Source organism: Cytobacillus sp. C11.1 (genome assembly GCF_058145115.1).
Genome location: NZ_CM176935.1, coordinates 3,456,184 through 3,472,895 on the forward strand (window position 1 = coordinate 3,456,184; position 16,712 = coordinate 3,472,895).

Here is a 16,712-nt window from a genome sequence, read left to right on the forward strand (position 1 = left end):
ATTCTCTTTTTATAACATTAGTCACAATGGTGGAAGCAGTCATGGTCATCATCATTGGTTGTAGATGAAACCCTGATTTGCTGTTTTTGCAGGACTTTTATCGTTATATCTAAAACCATTTTTTCTTCCACTTTAGTAAAATATCCTTCCCCGATTGGACCTCCGCCTTTCGGAAGAGGCTGACGGTCAATTGCTTCATCCCACTCAATGATTTTGCTGCAGACCAGTTCACAAAAAGGCAATTCATTATAATGTTGTATGCTTTCCTGATGAAATTGTGACAGATCTTTAGTCTGCAGCTCATCCTTCTCGGGGTATCCGTGCGGGAGCGGCTTAGAAATTAGGAAATCAAATTCATTTCTGTGGTTGGTTTCCGGCATAACCGGACATGTTAAAAACTTTTTTACTTCTGTTACACATTGAAAGGGGACATCGACAGTATAAGAATGTATTTCCGATGCGATTGTTTTTCCAGTATGCATTTCAATATCCGGGCACGGGGTAGCATACTGAATATTTTTACGGACAAAACCTTTTATAAACAGCTTGTTGGTTGGCAGCAAAAGTCTGCATTGTGTTAACTTAACTGATTTTTTAATATCTTTAATCTCCAAAACAGGTTCCGGAAAAGTGATTAAGGCATCTATATTAATTTGCAAGGCTAGTTCAGCCAATACAACTGGCACCTTGGTCACTATTTTGCCAATACTTACATGCGGGTGGTGCTCAATGTGGCTTTCGCATTCACAATGTCGGGTTTCAGCAACGCATTCATTCGTATGTTTATCTTTGTGTGGTTCAGACATAATGGGCCCTCCTGAAGTCAAGATATTGCATCCTATGCATGACAAATGTCTATGTTTGGGCACATGCCTACGGAAAGTAATCTTTTTAGACTTTGAAAAGGGAGAAATGCCAATGTCATTTTATCAATGGAGTGAATAGAATATTATAGACAGCAGTATTTTTTATTTTATTAAATAAAAATAAAAAGGCAACACCAGGAATCCTTAAGGATTCCCAATATTGCCTTTAACACAATCCTTGACTCGCCAAAGTACCAAGGATTCAAATTTATGGTTGAGCAATAATTCTTACTTGCTGATTTTGCAGGATTTTGACTCTAAATTGTACGAACATTTTTTCAACAATTTCATGGAAGGTTCCTTCTTCAAAAGGAGCATTGCCAGGAAGTGGTCTCCGGTCAACAGCTTCATCCCATTCGGTAATATTACTTCTAATTAATTCACAAAATGGTAATTGATTATAATGTTGGGTACTAACTTGATGGAACTGTGAAAGGTCGCTGGAAAGAAGTTCATCTTTCTCAGGGAACCCCTTGCCTAACTCTTGTGCTCTAAAAAAGTCATATTCTGAACGTGTGTTAGTAATTGGTAATTGTACGTCGTTTACTAAAACGTTTGTTACACACTCAAAAGGAACATCGACTGTCAGGGAACGAATTTCAGAAGAGACACATTTACTAGAAGAATTCGGACATGGTGTTGCATATTGAATATTTTTACGAACGAATCCTTTTAAAAATAAAGGCAAGGTTCTATCTTCAAAGTTGGTAGTAGTTTGTGCAGGAAGTAGAAGTCTACATTGAACAATTTTCAGTCTCTTTTTAATATCCTTAATTTCTAATACTGGATCTGGAAATTTAATATTAGCTACTAGGTTTGTGGTAACGTCGATTTGAGCAAGTTCAACAGGTACTCGTATAATCCTTGTTCCAGATGGAGTTACGATTGGTGTTGCAACTGTATTCTCGCAGTCTCCCACAGTTGCAGATTCATTAAAATTAATACAATCTTTATTTTTATCCATTTCTTTTTTTCCTCCCTTGATTTTAGGTTCAAGTTATCCTATGCATTTCCATGGTCTATTGCAGTAGTACAAACGTGGAATTTCTCTTCTTTTCTTAGGCATTCTTCAAAAAAATTGATGGAGTACGGGCACAACTGGACTCCTACCCAGCATAAGATTCAAAAGGAGGAGTGAGGGAAAAATGGATAGACAAAATTTTCTTGCCGTTGATATAGGGAACAGCTGGTATAAAGCATTGGCTTCAGATAGCGGAGTGGTATCCGAGTACCAGCTTCCCAATGCGATTGCACTTTTTGATGATGAGTTTTATGAGGTACCGTACGATGATGAAGATGTTATTTTTGAAGAGAACCTCATTGTTGAAGTGAAAAGCCAGGCAGTAAAGGACCGAAGAGAAATCTTTTATATTGGAAAAGCAGCCGCCAAGCAAAAGGACGTAAGTCTAACAGGTTTTAATAACCAAAAGGTAGATGAAGACCGAACTTATCTGCTTCTCTTTGGATTGGCAGCTTATCATGCAGCACTTCAGCAGATGGATGATGTGGAGGTCGACTATACCATTGATCAATTGGCAGTATCATTGCCGACAACTCAGTACAAAGAGAGAAAATCAAGGTTAAAAGAGCGTTTAATTGGCACCCATACCATTATCTTTCATAAGGTACCCGGTTTGGCAGAACCAAAGGAGCTCACAGTGAAGCTTCATATCCAGGACGTGATTGTTGGGGCGGAGGGAGCATGCGCCTACCTTGGACTTACCCGTGACCAAGATACTTTAGGGGTTAAGAATGAAGACCTTGTAAAAGAGTCCAAAAAAGGGATTATTATCGGTGACCTGGGAGGGGACTCTGTAGACTTTGTGGGAATTAAGAACAACAAACCGGTTGCGTCTGTTGAAGGAGAGTCTTTTGGAATCAATCAATTTCTAGACCATATTATCCAAAAGGTCAGCAAGAATGAGCTATATCGGTTCGACTCAAGGGCAGAGCTCGAAGAAAAACTGGCAGCAGGACAATCAGAGTGGTATGTAGAGCCGTTTGCCGGGGTAAGGAAGGATATTAGCAAATACATTATTCCCCAGCTTAAATCAATGGCTTTCAAGTATTTAGAGCACTTTGACAGGGTACGAAGCAGCTCAAGAGAAATAAAAGGAGCGGTCAGGTATATAGCTGTTGGCGGGGCAGCTAAACTTGCACAAAAACAGATCCAGGAAGCTGCTGTAAAGTGGTCTGAAAGAGGACGCCCAATTGAATTGACATTTCCTGAGGATATGGAAAAGCTAAACGTACTGGGATTAATGATTCTCGCAAAAATGAACCAAATAAAAAAAGAAAAAGGAAATAGCCACGCCGTTTCCGTTAAAGGTTAGGGATGATGCAAATGTCCAAAACGTATACGGATTATTTCAATAAAACAGCCATAACGATTACTGAGTCCTTTATTGATGTAAAAACCGGCAGCAGTATCCCGATATCGCCAAAAGTACAGGAACAGATTGAATATCATTCAAAAAACCATACTTTGAATCATTTAATCTTGTCGGCTCTTCACAGTTACTTGCATCCAACAAGAGCATCCGCTGGAAGCCATGATTTAATCTTGCAGGAGTTATCAGAGCTTAAAAAGCTGATAGAGGGTGGCAGTTTATCAATCAATTCTGCAGTGAAGAAGCCGAGTAACACGGCTCCTTATCACAGAGAAAAAGCTGCATTGGATTTAAATGATGTGGAAGATGTTCTCGAAGCATTTGGCGGTTAACGGGTAAAAAGGTGCACCTATTAGGTACACCTTTTTATTTTGAGCACTTTTCGCATTCAAGTTGTTTACTGCAACTGTGTCTCCGAAAAAGGCCCTCTTTATAGACGGACAGCCGGCAGACATGTAACTGCACAGAAACAGGAAAGATCAACATTGATACAAATGCCAGTTGGAATTAAATCTTCTACATTTTCGCAATCAATTTGGCTGCATGGAGAACAAAAATCTTTTGATGCATTTTTGAAAGGATCTTTAGAAGACTTGCAGTGCTTAAAGGCCAGTAATTCCAGAACTGCGCATTTTCCATCGATATCTTTGATTCTAAAAATAAAAGAAGTAATACAGGCGAACTTTTTCTCCTTTGAATGATGGGAAAACGTTGTAACTCCTGTTGCCTTGAATGGTTCGCAGTCTCCGCAATAAAGGATAAAAGGGATTGTGTTCTTCTTTGGCTTTTTGGATCTCCCAAAAGCTCATCAATGGAACCACTGCAGGATGTTTTGCAGTCATCCTCTTTTTTAACCTTTTTCTGCGCTATAAAAATCGCTTCCAGGACCTCTTCTACACAATTTTCATGATGCTTTTTGTGGTGTTTTTTGACATCGTAATCATCTTTCATAGGCCAATGGCAATCACAGTCAAAATCATGACTTTCACAAACGTCATGATGCTTATCATAATCTTTATGGTTTTTCTTACCGCACATACCCATGTGTTCTCACTCCCCTAAAATATCGTTCCACCATTAGCATACGATTAGGTCTGATTTTTCGAGTGAGAATCTAGCCTATTAATATGAAAAAAATTATAAATAAGAGTACAGGAGGGATGGTCAAGCATCACAATTATACTGAATATAGATAAACAGCATAATCCCTTCTGTCTCATTAACCATATATTGAATATGAAGATAAAAATATATTTAGGAGGGTATTTGTGAAAAAGCCAATATTTTTAGAGCCTGTTTTCCAAGAAAGAATCTGGGGAGGGACAGCTCTAAGGAATATTTTTGGCTATGATATACCAAGTGAAAAAACGGGGGAATGCTGGGCGATTTCGGGACATGCCAATGGCCAAAGCACAGTTATAAATGGTGTTTTAAAAGGAAAGAAGCTGGATGAACTCTGGCGGGACAAGCGTGAATTATTTGGAGATTACCCTGCTGCCAAATTTCCGCTCCTAGTAAAATTACTTGATGCCAATTCAAATTTATCTGTGCAGGTTCATCCAAATGATGAATATGTCAAAAAACACAAAAAGGAGGAATTTGGTAAAAGTGAATGCTGGTACGTGCTGGACTGTAAAGAAAATGCGGAAATTGTGTTAGGACATACAGCAAAGACAAAAGAAGAGCTCATCCACTTAATCGAGAAGGGTGAATGGGACAGCCTTCTTAAAACAATCCCAGTTAAAAAAGGTGATTTTTTTTATGTTCCCAGTGGAACCATTCATGCTTTAGGTGAAGGGACGCTTATCCTGGAAATCCAGCAAAGTTCGGATACAACCTTCAGACTTTACGATTATGACCGATTGGATGATGAAGGAAAGAAACGTGAACTTCATCTTAAACAAGCTATTGAGGTAACATCTGTACCTCATCATCCACTAAAAGTTCAGCCAGTGACAATTAGTAAGGGAAGAAATCGATTTATTAAGTTCATAGAATCAGAGCATTTTAGTGTCTGTAAATGGGAGATTACAGAAAAAGCAGCTTTGCAAAATGACCATAAATTTTTGCTGGTGAGTATTATAAGTGGGTGTGGTGTCTTAACAGTGGATGAAAAACCATATCTTTTAAACAAAGGCGACCATCTCATTTTGCCAGCTGCATTAGAACAATTTTATTTAGAAGGTAATTTTAATGCAGTTGTCTCAAAACCCAAGAATGTTTAGTTTGAAAGATTAGAACAATGACATAGTTTAGATAAAAACCTAATAAAAAGCAAGCCTACACCGGCTTGCTTCATTGTTTTAAAGAACATACATAAATACACAAAGAAAATGCGCCATACTTCCCATCATAATGAAAATATGAAAAATCTCATGAAATCCCAAATGCTTAAACTCCAGGAATTTGGGTTTTACGGCATAAATAACTCCTCCAACTGTATAGAGGATGCCCCCAAGCAGCAATAAGGAAACACCCGCAAAACTTAGTGTTTCGGAAAGTGGGGAAAAGGCAAATACGATAATCCAGCCCATTGCGATATATAGGGCTGTTGAAAGCCACCGCGGGCAGTTGAACCATACCATTTTAAAAAGGATCCCTGCTGCAGCTACCGCACTAACAATTGAAAACAAGACCCAGCCTGTGACACCATTCAATGTGATGAGGCAAAAGGGTGTATAAGAGCCGGCTATTAATACAAAAATCATGGAGTGATCAAGCTTTCTTAAAAAGGCAATGACTTTATCTTTTGCCACCACCATATGGTAAGTAGCTGATGCAGAGTAAAGCAGAATTAAGCTAACTCCAAAAATTGTAACAGCCGCAATCGAAAGCGGTGAAGATGTTGTTAATGAAGCCTTGATAACCATTGCAAGCAGACCGACAAAGGATAAAATAGCACCTGCTAAATGAGTGAGCCCATTGATCGGCTCCCGGATGTAGGTTGTCATACAGTTTCCCTCCTAATGTAACAATATGTAGTTTTAATAACTATATATTATAATATAGATAAAACATTAAGTAGTCAACATTTACAACTTGTCCATTTTTAAGTAAAATTTACTTAAAAGTTGGCTCTGTTAATGTTTATTGTAGTTTTTTAGCACCCTGTTGATTGGAGCGGAAGGGACGAGATCCTCGAAAATGCATTCGCATTTCCTTCGTGCGGTGTTTATTCAAGGAAGCTTATTCAAAGTCCTGCGGGAGTGCGGATCAAAGGGAGACCCCGCAGGAGCATAGCGACGAGGAGGCTCCCGGATCGCCCGCGGAAAGGGAGTGCCTGCAGCGGAAAACAACAGGCAAATTTAACAGAGCCTAAAAGTTAGGATTTGAGGGATAACAATGGAACTGGAAAAAATGATTAAGGAAAATCAAATACAATTAGAAGATATACCAGAAATTGATTTATATATGGATCAGGTTATTCAGCTATTTGAGAATAAATTTGGCAGTTCAAAACGGAATGAAGAGGAAAAAGTATTAACGAAAACAATGATTAATAATTATGCGAAAGGGAAGCTATTTTTTCCTGTAAAAAACAAAAAGTACACAAAGGAGCACTTGATTCTTATCGCTCTTATTTATCAGCTAAAGGGGACATTATCCATTAGTGACATAAAAACAACCATTAATGGTATTAATGATCGGACAGCGGAAGGAGATTTTCATCTTGACCATTTTTATCAGCTTTTTCTGGATTTGACTGCACAAAACCTTGATACCTTTAAAAATGATCTGCAAAATCAATTGAGCACTGTTAAAGTGGAGGCAGAAGCCCTGGAAGAAACAGCATCAAATGATCTTGAAAAAGTGCTTATGGTTTCCTCACTCGTGCATATGAGCAACTTATACAGAAAAGCGGCCGAGTGCCTTGTCGATAATTTAGCAGAAGAAAAGACGGACAAATAGGAAGGTTCGATGAATGCAAAACCAGAAAAAAAGAAAAGGTGAAAGCCTCACCAGGGCTATTTTTAATGAAGTGCGGGATTCAGTCATTTTCTCTGTATTATTTCACATTATTATGTGGATTCCGAAGCTGATACTTAGGGTATTTAAGAATTTATTTTAAATGAAAATCAGCCGTGAGTTAAAAAGCGGCCCTTTAATAAGGAGTGTCGCGAGGAGTTTTTTGCAGTTTTAAGTTTGAAAAGCTTTTATCATCTTAATAATTTCATTTGCCAATTCATCCGTGTTCCCATCAAACAGATGAAAATTTAGGGAGCTTTGCAAATGATCAAATTGAATTTGATTGTTATCGATTTGATTAAATTGAGCAGACCAGTTTATCTCTGGGATAGCTACAATAAAGCGGTTATCCAATGTTTTTTGGATGAATACCTCAGCAGTAATATTTTCAGAAATCTTGATTGTTTCTGGCATAGAGTTCATATTGATAACCTCCCAATGTTTGTATTTCATTCATTATAACAAGTTGGAATATAAATTGATACAAACAGGCTATAAAGGAAAAAGCTTATATGGAAAAGGAGAACCCATGAAGAGGTTCTCCTTTTAACATTTATTATCTTCCAGCCATAATATTTGAGGTAATCTCAAAAGAGCGAAGCCTCTCTTTATGATCATATATTTGGGCGTGTACCATGAATTCATCTGCCTGAGTATCATCTAAAAAAGATTGCAGCTTTTCTTTTACCGCAGCTGGCCCGCCTATAACGGAAGTGCCAAGCTGCTGTTCAAGAATCGCTTTTTCATAAGGGCTGCACAATTCATTTATATGATCAACCGGCGGTTTTAGCCTGCCTGGCTTGTTGCGGATCATATTTAAAAACTGCTGCTGAATGGAAGTAGCGAGCCACTCAGCCTTTTCATCGGTTTCCGCTGCTATGACGTTCACTCCCACCATCGCATAAGGCTCGTCCAAAACCCCGGAAGGACGGAAGCTCCTGCGGTATAAATCAAGGGCAGGCAACGTATTGTCTGGAGAAAAGTGGCTCGCAAATGCGAAAGGCAAGCCAAGCTGGCCGGCAAGCTGCGCGCTGTAGCCGCTTGAACCAAGGAGCCAGATCGGGATATTTAAACCCTCGCCAGGTATGGCACGAACACGCATGTTTTCTTCAGGATTGAAATAGCTTCTTAATTCCTTAAGCTGTTCCGGAAACTCCTGCCCGTCTCGGCGCTCTCTCCTTAAGGCCTGGGCAGTCAGCTGATCTGTTCCCGGTGCCCGCCCAAGCCCCAAATCAATACGTCCAGGAAATAGCGATTCGAGTGTCCCGAATTGCTCAGCAATCACTACCGGTGCATGATTTGGCAGCATAATGCCGCCTGAACCAACACGTATCTTTGAGGTTCCGGCTGCAACATGGCCGATTACCACAGAAGTAGCGGAACTCGCTATACCCGGCATATTATGATGCTCAGCCAGCCAATATCGATGGTATCCCCATTTTTCAGCATGCTGGGCAAGGTCTAGAGTATTTTGCAGGGATTGAGCGGCTGAACCGCCTTCTGTAATAGGGGCAAGATCAAGCACAGAGCAACGGATATCATTCAATCTTTTCATCTATATCAGCTTCTTTCATTAATAAAGTCATTAACCAAATATAAACTGTCTATATTTTAACAAGAATATTTCGGTCTTCAAAATAAAAAGCTTGGTTATGATATCTTCTTAAACAGTTAAGAATTTAAAATAATGGCTGTTTTCGCATACTTTGTTGCTTTTTAAACAAGTAGTGAGGAGAGGTTGATTTCCGCTCCAGGATGCTCAGCGAACGCGGGGCGGGCGGTGAGCCTCCTCGGCGTGCAGCGCCTGTGGGGTCTCACCGTCCCACTCCTCCCTCTGGACGTTGAATAAGCATCCTCGAAGCATCACAGCACGAAGGAAATGCGAATGCATTTTCGAGGATCTCGCACCTTGCACTCCAATCAACCAACCTTATTTATCACACTTTTTATTCACAGATCTATTTAAAAACAATAATCTTTCAGAAAAACAGCCAAAGTAATAAAAGCCGGGCAAAAAAGCCCGGCTTTGTTTATAGAAATATAAAATAAATCATACCTGCCAATACAATACGGTAAATGGCAAATGGAATCAGTTTTACCTTATTAATCATTTTTAAAAAAAAGCGGATGGATATTAAGGCAAAGACAAATGCACTTAAAAATCCGGCAATAAAGAACGGCAATGCATCAAGGGAAAAGTATTCCAGGTTTTTCACCAAGGAAAGCACACTCGCTCCCGCCATGATTGGCACAGCCATGATAAAGGTGAAATCAGCAGCTGCCCGGTGGGTGAGACCAAGCAAAACACCGCCGGAAATAGTTGAACCGGATCGTGAGAAGCCAGGCCAAAGGGAGAAACATTGAATTAAGCCTATCGAAAATGCCTGTTTATAGGTGATTTGGTCCACAGAAATTATTTTTGGGTTTTTTCCTCCAAAAATGTCTGCAAAAATCATCAGCACAGCCCCAATAACTAATCCAATTAATACAGTCTGAGTAGAAAACAAATGCTCATCTATATAATCCTCGAACAATACACCCAAAACTCCGGCAGGAATTAATCCAACAATCACTTGAGAGATTTTTAGGCGGCTCTCTCCCTCAGAATTCCTGCTGCGGCGCCCAAATCCCAGCATTTCAATAAACCGGTCCTTAAAAATAATAACAACAGCCAATATGGAACCAAGCTGAATGACTACCTTAAAAGTATTGGCCTCATATTTGGATAAAAACTCTTTTGAATGAAGCCACATATCATCCACAATGATCATATGGCCGGTAGATGACACGGGTGCAAATTCTGTCATTCCCTCTACAAACCCTAAAATGATCGCTTTAATAATTGTAAGCAAATCCATTTCCACTTTTTATATCTCCTTTAACTCTAAGTTGATAGAAGCAATTTTAGCAGGCTCTTTTCTAAAATATTGTTGTTTTTAAATAGATTTTGTAAATAAAAACATTGATAAATTAGGTTGGTTGATTGGAGCGCAAGGTGCGAAACTCCAGCGGGAGGCTCACCGCCCGCCCCGCGGAAAGCGAGCATCCTGGAGCGGAAATCGACCACTCCTCTACTTGTTTGAAAAGCAACAAAGTTTAGGAAAACAGCCTATATATAAGACAAAAACTCCATTTACTGATTATAAACGGATTAGTAAAAGATAGGTACAATTTTTTACAAAGTAATCAAGTTGTAAAAGAACTGTTATCTTTCAAGGCAGTTAAAAGTACGATCACTTATTCACAAACTCTTCACAGTTTTGTGAAGTCTTGTGAGAAATATCACCAAAAAAAGTCTTTATTTGCCATATGATAAAAGCAGATAAACCAAAAGATTAAGAGGAGGAAATGAAGATGAAAAAAGGAGTAAAATATCTGCTTACTTCAGCGATTGGCATAGGTTTATTAGCAGGATGCAATCAGGGGGCAATGACGGAAAAAGCCGATCAGCCCGAACAAAAGGTCTTGGCAGCAGAAACAAGCAAAGTGGACGCAATAGCACCTCATAAAGATTTGAACCAGGAACCGATTCCTTTAAAAGTAGAAAGAGTTGGGCCAAACGAGGTAAACGTTGAAATGACATCACAGATAACAGATATAGAAATTGATAAAGGGAAAATGTATAAAGCTTGGACATTTAACGGGGAAGCTCCTGGTCCAGTAGTAGTAGTAAACGAAGGGGATACGATTAATTTCACATTGAAGAATATGGATCCAGCCATCCCGCACAGCATGGATTTCCACGCCGTTCATGCAGCTCCTTCAAAGGATTTTGCCAATGTACAGCCAGATGAAACGGGAACCTTCAGCTATCCGGCTAACAAGCCTGGAGTATTTATGTATCATTGCGGAACCTCGCCAGTACTCTCACACATAGCAAATGGAATGCACGGCACCATCATTGTTAAACCGAAAGACGGCTACCCAACAGATAAAGAGATTGATAGGGAATACACAATTATTCAAAATGAATGGTACAAGTATAACGATCTGGACGATTTTACAAATGGGGTTCCAAGCCATGTCGTCTTCTCTACTAAAGCTCTAAAAGAAGGAGATCCTAACACAAATGGTGATACATTCACATTAAAAGACAAGCCACTTCTTGCAAAAGTAGGAGATAAGGTGAGGTTATATATCAATAACGTAGGACCAAACGAAGTAAGCTCATTCCATGTGGTAGGCACAGTCTTTGATGATGTCTATATCGATGGCAATCCATTTAACCGATATAAAGGACTGCAAACGGTCATGCTTCCAGCGAGCGGCGGTGCGGTAGTTGAATTTACTGTAACCCGTGTTGGCAGCTATCCAATCGTTACACACCAGTTTAACCATGCACAAAAAGGAGCCGTCGCAATCTTAAAGGTAACAGAGACCGGAGAAGACGACGGCAAGGCTACAATGAGCCACTAAATATAAATAAAAAACTCAACTTGAAAATAATTATACAAGAAAAAAATAGAAATGTGAATCCCTTTCTGGCCTTCCATTGACACGATTGAAGGCCAGATGGCGAAAATTCCGGGCAGGTGAATACTGAATGTATAAAAAAATAGGATTCCTACTTATACTTTTTAGTTTATTTCTGGCCGGAAAAGTCTACGGTGAGGAACTGACAGTATCGAATTCTGAAGAGCTTAGGGATGCCTTGTCCAGCGACAGGGAAGTATCTGTTATTAAGATTGAATCCGGCCGCTATAAGGGGAATTTTTCTATAGAGAAGAAGGTTCATATTATTGGAGAAAAAGGCGTAAAGCTTATTGGTACTGAAAGCGGGAATGTGCTGACAATAGCAGCCGACGATGTCATTGTCGAAGGGCTTGAAATAGAGGGAAGCGGTTCACAAAATGCGGGAATCTATGTAAAGGGTGACCGTTCCTATCTTCATCATAATGCCCTTAATAATGTTTTTCACGGCATCTATGCCAGGGATTCGTATGGCCACCGGTTTGAGAACAATATTGTCTCGAGCTTTGATGGTGCCAAAAGCCATAAGGGTTATGGCATCTACTTAGTCGATGCGCCAAATACAGCAGTTAAGGGAAATTATTTTTATGATACCCAGGACGGCGTCTATGTTTCTTATTCAGATTTCTGTGAAGTCTCAGGGAACAAAATGTCGAAAGCGCGGTATGGTGTGCATACGATGGATTCAAGAAATGTTCTGATCTCCCATAATCAGGTGACCAAAAGCATTAATGGCCTTATGATCATGCAGAGTTACGAGATTTTCATTATTGAAAACTATTTTTATTTAAATACAAAGATTGATGGAGCAGGTATGTTTATCTATGACACATTTGACTCCAAAATTTCTTCCAATATTGTAAAGGGAAATTTCAGGGGCATTGTGCTGGAAAATGCCCAAAGAAACAGACTTGAATTTAATACCTTTATGGAAAACGATACCGGGCTGGAAATTGGTACTAATTCTAATGATAATACAATCTATTTAAATAACTTTTATCGAAATACAAGGCAAATTATTTCTGAAAAAGATAACAGCAATTATTTTAATAAAGATGAATATGGAAACTATTACGATGATCATGGTTCTTTAAATTTGAATAGAGATACCAAGGTTGATTTTGCATATAAAAGCGGTGACGTTTTTTATCAGATGGCTAGCGAGGAGCCTTTACTGCAGGTGTTTTTTCAGAGTCCAGCCGTGGAGCTTTGGAACACGGTGGAACAATACACACCGATCCCGTCAGATTCAATGGTCATCGATGCTGCTCCCCTGGCAAAACCGTCACCTGTCAAATGGATGGAAAACACATCTGTAACACAGGTCTCATCCAGCAACCATGAATGGGATCAAATCGTTTTCTTTATAATTACCCTTTTTGCAAGTTTATTTATCTTGGTGAAATCCGGGAGGGAGCGTCATGAGGCTTAAACATTTTTTCCTCATAATCGGTTTGGGATTACTGTTAACGGCCTGTTCTTCCGCAGCGGCAGGGCCAGTGGATATAAAACAAAACAAGGATAGCTGCGAGGTCTGCCATATGGGAATTGAAGAAATGGAATCTGCAGCACAGCTTATTTTGGAAAACGGCAAGCCCGTCTTATTTGATGATATTGGCTGTATGGCAGAATATTTGCAGACAGAAAATCCTGAGTATGAAGCTGCCTTTGTTCATGATTATCAGTCAAAGGAATGGATATCATTTGATGCCAGCTCATTTATCCAGGACCATAACATTAACAGTCCGATGAGTTATGGAATTGCGGCTTTCAAGTCAAAGGATGCTGCTGCTGCATTTCAGAGGGAGCATGGCGGAGACGCGTATACAAAAGCAGAATTGCTGAATACTGATATTAAAAATTTTAAAAAACCGGGAATGAATCATACCCACTAGACCCGCACCTCTTTGAGGAGGAATTAACATGAAACCATCATTACTGTATTCCATGACAAAGTATGAACTTCGGCTGCTGATGAGGAGCAGGTGGCTTTTGAATTTTATGATTCTATTTATCTTTTTATCAGGCCTGCTTTACTTTTATGGCCTTCAATCTGTAAAATCTGACCCGGTTGAAGTTACATTCGGCCTGGAAGGTGTCAATACAAACATAGAAACGATGGGAGTCAATCCGGAATACTATGGCCTTCAGGAAATCAAGCAGGAAGAAGAGCAAGCGGGAACGGTCAGCCAATCAGCCTATAATCGATCGATTGCCATGCTGATCAACCTTTCTCTTTGGCTGCTCCCAATTATTTGCATGATTCTTGGGGCCAGCTCAATTATTGCCGATAAAGAAAACGGAAGGTTTTCGTTATACAAAACCTATCAAGCATCTTCAGGCTATTACATGGCCAGTAAGTTTTTATCTCTGGTACTTTCCATGTTCATAGTCATTGGCGTCTCCTATGGCATGTTCGGCTTTATCTTTTCTATTGCCGGCAATTCATTCGCAGCGGGAATTTATCAAGTTTTTATGATGGTAAATATGCTTCTGATCCTTGTTTTCTCGTCAGCATCCCTGCTGGTTGGGGCTGTTTCTAAAACGAGGATGCAAGGGCTATCACTGGCACTGTTTTTTTGGAGTACTATTGTATTTGTCTATGAATTCGTCATTTTTTCTGTTATAGATTGGATTCCGTATTCACTTAAGCAAAGCAGCCTATTTTTCCTCATATTGCTTAATCCAATTGAGTCAATCCGGGTTTGGTCTATATCCAAACTTAATTCCGAGTACGTGTTTGGTCCGGAATATTTAATGATTGAGCAGTGGGGCACTAATGGCATCTTAACACTATCTCTACTATTATCGATCATTATCATTATTTTCATCACAATTGGTTCATCCACCCTGCTTTTAAAGAAAAGGGGTGTCTAAATTGATCCTTGAATTAATGGAACTTTCCAAGTCATATAAAAAGAAAACGGCCTTAACCCGAGTGGATCTTCATATAGAAGAAGGGGAGTGTGTTGTTTTATGCGGGGGGAACGGAGCGGGGAAAAGCACGATGATCAAGCTCCTGACCGGTGTAGAAAAACCATCTACGGGAGAAGTAGTCTTTCATTCCAGCCTGAAAAAGACCTTTGCCTATATGCCTGACCAAATGAATTTCCCTCCAGAGCTGACTCCTATCGAAATTCTGCAATATTATGGCCATTTTTTTAAAAAAGGCCAAGAAGCCATAAAAATGGTATTAGAAAAAGTGGGCTTATGGGATGAACGGAATCAAAGAGTTGGCGGATTTTCCAAAGGAATGTCGCAGCGGCTGAATCTTGCCCAATGCCTGTTGGCAGATACAGATATTTATATACTGGACGAACCAACGAACGGGCTGGACCCATATTGGGTTATCCAGCTGAAACAAATCATCAGTGAATTAAAAAAAAGAAGCAAAACGGTCATCGTTAGCAGCCATATCATGCGGGACGCCATCGAAATTGCCGACAAGGTTCTTATCCTATTTAATGGAAAAGTAAAATCATATGGCACTCTTGAAAAGGTGTATAAAGAATACAGCTGCAGCTCTCTCGAGGAAGTATTTTTATCAATCCACGAAAGCGAGCAGCTAAAGAAACGTGAGAGAACATAAACGCCAAAAAGCGATTCCAAATGGAGCGAGTCGCTTTTCGTTTTGGTAAAATGACTTAATTTTCACCTTTGAAAGGAAAAGGTCTTCATGAAGGCTATATGATTAATAGCAATAAACCTATACCTTACTCCACATAAAACGAATAATCTTCAACACCTTTGGCCCACAATTTAGCATTTTTGCCGTTTACATCAGCAATCCAAATATCGCCCGCCGATTGCGCCAGTTTCTTTCGGATCCACGTTATCTTATTTGCTGACTTAACATAGAGAGGATTATAGTCCCCAATTGATGTTTTCGGATAGGTGATCCTTGTTTGCTGCGGTATATTCAAGTTGATTAAACAAAGTGTCGGTTCGGGACGTTTTTGTGGGTCATTGGACCATTCACTTTCATCTACCCTCGAGGCAATTAACGTTTGGTCGTCCACCCAGGTAAAACCCTTTTCTGCAAAATTTGGCGGAGTAAGGTTCATTGTTTTATAAGCAGGCAGTTCGGTTACCTTTAACTTTTTATTTTTAAACCCCATTACAATCCTGCCGCCACCGGCAATATAGCCCAATAAATTTTTAGAAGGTGCCCATTTCGGCACATCCAGATGCAGAATCATTTCATCGAGTACCTCGAAGTTTTTACCGTCAGCTGAAATGACGCAAACCATATCGCTATCCATTGATAAAGATGCGGTAGGGTTGACGATGAATGAGATCCACTTACCATCTGGAGAAAATTTAAACGTGGTAGCATTTATGGACATGATTTTAGTTTTACCGTTCCCGATTTCTGTGGGTATTGTATAAAGCGTTTCGGCATTCTCGGTCAGATTGATATTTTCCATATCCGCAGGTAAGGGAATTTTATAAAGCACAGGGTTTGTCCAGCCAGTCGGTCTGGGAACAGCACCTGAGGAAGCTATAAAGCTTTTCCCGTCTGGATACCAATTAAAATCATCCACCCCTAAAGCCACATTATAAAAATGACTCAAATCAGATACATTAAGCACTCCGCCGCTCGTAAAAGCTACCATATTTTCTGCAGGTGCCCACTTGGCATTTCCGCCATCATGAAAGATCCGCTTATGCTTCTGTGTCTTCAAATTATAAACCCAGATCTCTGTTTGAGTATCCAAATTGGGACTAATGGGCTCCTTTGCTTCTTTTTCATATAGAAGCCATTGCCCATCATATGACCATTTCGGCGTGCTATAAAAAACAGCAGGTTCAGCAGTAATTTTCTCCTCTTTATCGCCCATTTTTATCCATAAAAATCCATTTCGTATAAAAGCAGATGTGAGTTGTTGTTCTCGTGTCTCACCCATAACAGCAGAAGGGATAATGAGCAAGAAACAGCAAATAAGTAACAGCAGCTTTCTCATATTACTTCCTTCTTTCCAGATTATTTGACATTGCACACATTATTATTGGCATTGTC

16 protein-coding genes and 1 pseudogene are annotated in these 16,712 nt (G+C 39.7%); 9 read left to right on the forward strand and 8 right to left on the reverse strand.

The window, feature by feature from the left end:
- Positions 1–17: 17 nt before the first annotated feature.
- A complete protein-coding gene (locus AC3ZVC_RS17140) occupies positions 18–806 on the reverse strand; it encodes a CsxC family protein (RefSeq protein ID WP_490064420.1) in 789 nt (262 codons plus the stop codon).
- 268 nt (positions 807–1,074) lie between these two features.
- On the reverse strand, positions 1,075–1,830 hold the full coding sequence (locus tag AC3ZVC_RS17145; protein WP_490064422.1) for a CsxC family protein: 756 nt from the start codon (positions 1,828–1,830) through the stop codon (positions 1,075–1,077).
- 181 nt (positions 1,831–2,011) lie between these two features.
- Here AC3ZVC_RS17145 and AC3ZVC_RS17150 point away from each other — a divergent pair, with 181 nt between their 5' ends.
- The gene (locus tag AC3ZVC_RS17150) at positions 2,012–3,199 is read left to right on the forward strand and encodes a ParM/StbA family protein (RefSeq protein ID WP_490064423.1); all 1,188 of its coding nucleotides are present in this window, start codon (positions 2,012–2,014) and stop codon (positions 3,197–3,199) included.
- Between the two features lie 11 nt (positions 3,200–3,210).
- Positions 3,211–3,588, forward strand: a complete 378-nt coding sequence (locus AC3ZVC_RS17155; protein ID WP_490064425.1) for a hypothetical protein — start codon at positions 3,211–3,213, stop codon at positions 3,586–3,588.
- 98 nt (positions 3,589–3,686) lie between these two features.
- On the opposite strand, the pseudogene AC3ZVC_RS17160 reads toward AC3ZVC_RS17155, so the two are convergent.
- A pseudogene (locus AC3ZVC_RS17160) lies at positions 3,687–4,300 on the reverse strand (CotY/CotZ family spore coat protein).
- A 224-nt stretch (positions 4,301–4,524) separates the two neighbouring features.
- Here AC3ZVC_RS17160 and manA point away from each other — a divergent pair.
- Positions 4,525–5,481 (forward strand): mannose-6-phosphate isomerase, class I, encoded by a 957-nt coding sequence (gene manA / locus AC3ZVC_RS17165; protein ID WP_490064426.1) that lies wholly within the window; start codon positions 4,525–4,527, stop codon positions 5,479–5,481.
- A gap of 78 nt (positions 5,482–5,559) precedes the next feature.
- On the opposite strand, the gene trhA is transcribed toward manA, so the two are convergent.
- A complete protein-coding gene (trhA, locus tag AC3ZVC_RS17170; RefSeq protein ID WP_490064427.1) occupies positions 5,560–6,207 on the reverse strand; it encodes a PAQR family membrane homeostasis protein TrhA in 648 nt (215 codons plus the stop codon).
- A gap of 391 nt (positions 6,208–6,598) precedes the next feature.
- On the opposite strand from trhA, the gene AC3ZVC_RS17175 reads away from it, so the two are divergent.
- Positions 6,599–7,165, forward strand: a complete 567-nt coding sequence (locus AC3ZVC_RS17175) for a DUF1836 domain-containing protein (protein WP_490064428.1) — start codon at positions 6,599–6,601, stop codon at positions 7,163–7,165.
- 228 nt (positions 7,166–7,393) lie between these two features.
- Here AC3ZVC_RS17175 and AC3ZVC_RS17180 read toward each other — a convergent pair whose 3' ends face one another.
- The 3 genes from AC3ZVC_RS17180 to AC3ZVC_RS17190 all read right to left on the reverse strand — a co-directional run bounded on the left by AC3ZVC_RS17180 (position 7,394) and on the right by AC3ZVC_RS17190 (position 10,080).
- Positions 7,394–7,645 carry a YueH family protein gene (locus AC3ZVC_RS17180; RefSeq protein WP_490064429.1) on the reverse strand — a complete coding sequence of 84 codons (252 nt, stop codon included), beginning with the start codon at positions 7,643–7,645 and terminating at the stop codon, positions 7,394–7,396.
- Positions 7,646–7,778: 133 nt separating this feature from the next.
- The gene (locus AC3ZVC_RS17185; protein WP_490064430.1) at positions 7,779–8,777 is read right to left on the reverse strand and encodes an LLM class flavin-dependent oxidoreductase; all 999 of its coding nucleotides are present in this window, start codon (positions 8,775–8,777) and stop codon (positions 7,779–7,781) included.
- 475 nt (positions 8,778–9,252) lie between these two features.
- Complete coding sequence (locus tag AC3ZVC_RS17190; RefSeq protein WP_490068950.1) at positions 9,253–10,080, reverse strand: undecaprenyl-diphosphate phosphatase; 828 nt, start codon at positions 10,078–10,080, stop codon at positions 9,253–9,255.
- Positions 10,081–10,576: 496 nt separating this feature from the next.
- Here AC3ZVC_RS17190 and AC3ZVC_RS17195 point away from each other — a divergent pair, with 496 nt between their 5' ends.
- The 5 genes from AC3ZVC_RS17195 to AC3ZVC_RS17215 all read left to right on the forward strand — a co-directional run bounded on the left by AC3ZVC_RS17195 (position 10,577) and on the right by AC3ZVC_RS17215 (position 15,281).
- Complete coding sequence (locus AC3ZVC_RS17195) at positions 10,577–11,638, forward strand: multicopper oxidase domain-containing protein (RefSeq protein WP_490064432.1); 1,062 nt, start codon at positions 10,577–10,579, stop codon at positions 11,636–11,638.
- 127 nt (positions 11,639–11,765) lie between these two features.
- Positions 11,766–13,124, forward strand: coding sequence for a right-handed parallel beta-helix repeat-containing protein (locus AC3ZVC_RS17200; RefSeq protein WP_490064433.1), 1,359 nt, complete (start codon positions 11,766–11,768; stop codon positions 13,122–13,124).
- Positions 13,114–13,587 (forward strand): nitrous oxide reductase accessory protein NosL, encoded by a 474-nt coding sequence (locus AC3ZVC_RS17205; protein WP_490064434.1) that lies wholly within the window; start codon positions 13,114–13,116, stop codon positions 13,585–13,587. Before AC3ZVC_RS17200 ends, AC3ZVC_RS17205 begins: the two co-directional genes overlap by 11 nt.
- A 28-nt stretch (positions 13,588–13,615) precedes the next feature.
- On the forward strand, positions 13,616–14,569 hold the full coding sequence (locus tag AC3ZVC_RS17210) for an ABC transporter permease (protein ID WP_490064435.1): 954 nt from the start codon (positions 13,616–13,618) through the stop codon (positions 14,567–14,569).
- A 1-nt stretch (position 14,570) separates the two neighbouring features.
- On the forward strand, positions 14,571–15,281 hold the full coding sequence (locus tag AC3ZVC_RS17215; RefSeq protein ID WP_490064436.1) for an ABC transporter ATP-binding protein: 711 nt from the start codon (positions 14,571–14,573) through the stop codon (positions 15,279–15,281).
- 124 nt (positions 15,282–15,405) lie between these two features.
- Here AC3ZVC_RS17215 and AC3ZVC_RS17220 read toward each other — a convergent pair whose 3' ends face one another.
- Complete coding sequence (locus tag AC3ZVC_RS17220; RefSeq protein WP_490064437.1) at positions 15,406–16,656, reverse strand: TolB family protein; 1,251 nt, start codon at positions 16,654–16,656, stop codon at positions 15,406–15,408.
- Between the last annotated feature and the right edge of the window lie 56 nt (positions 16,657–16,712).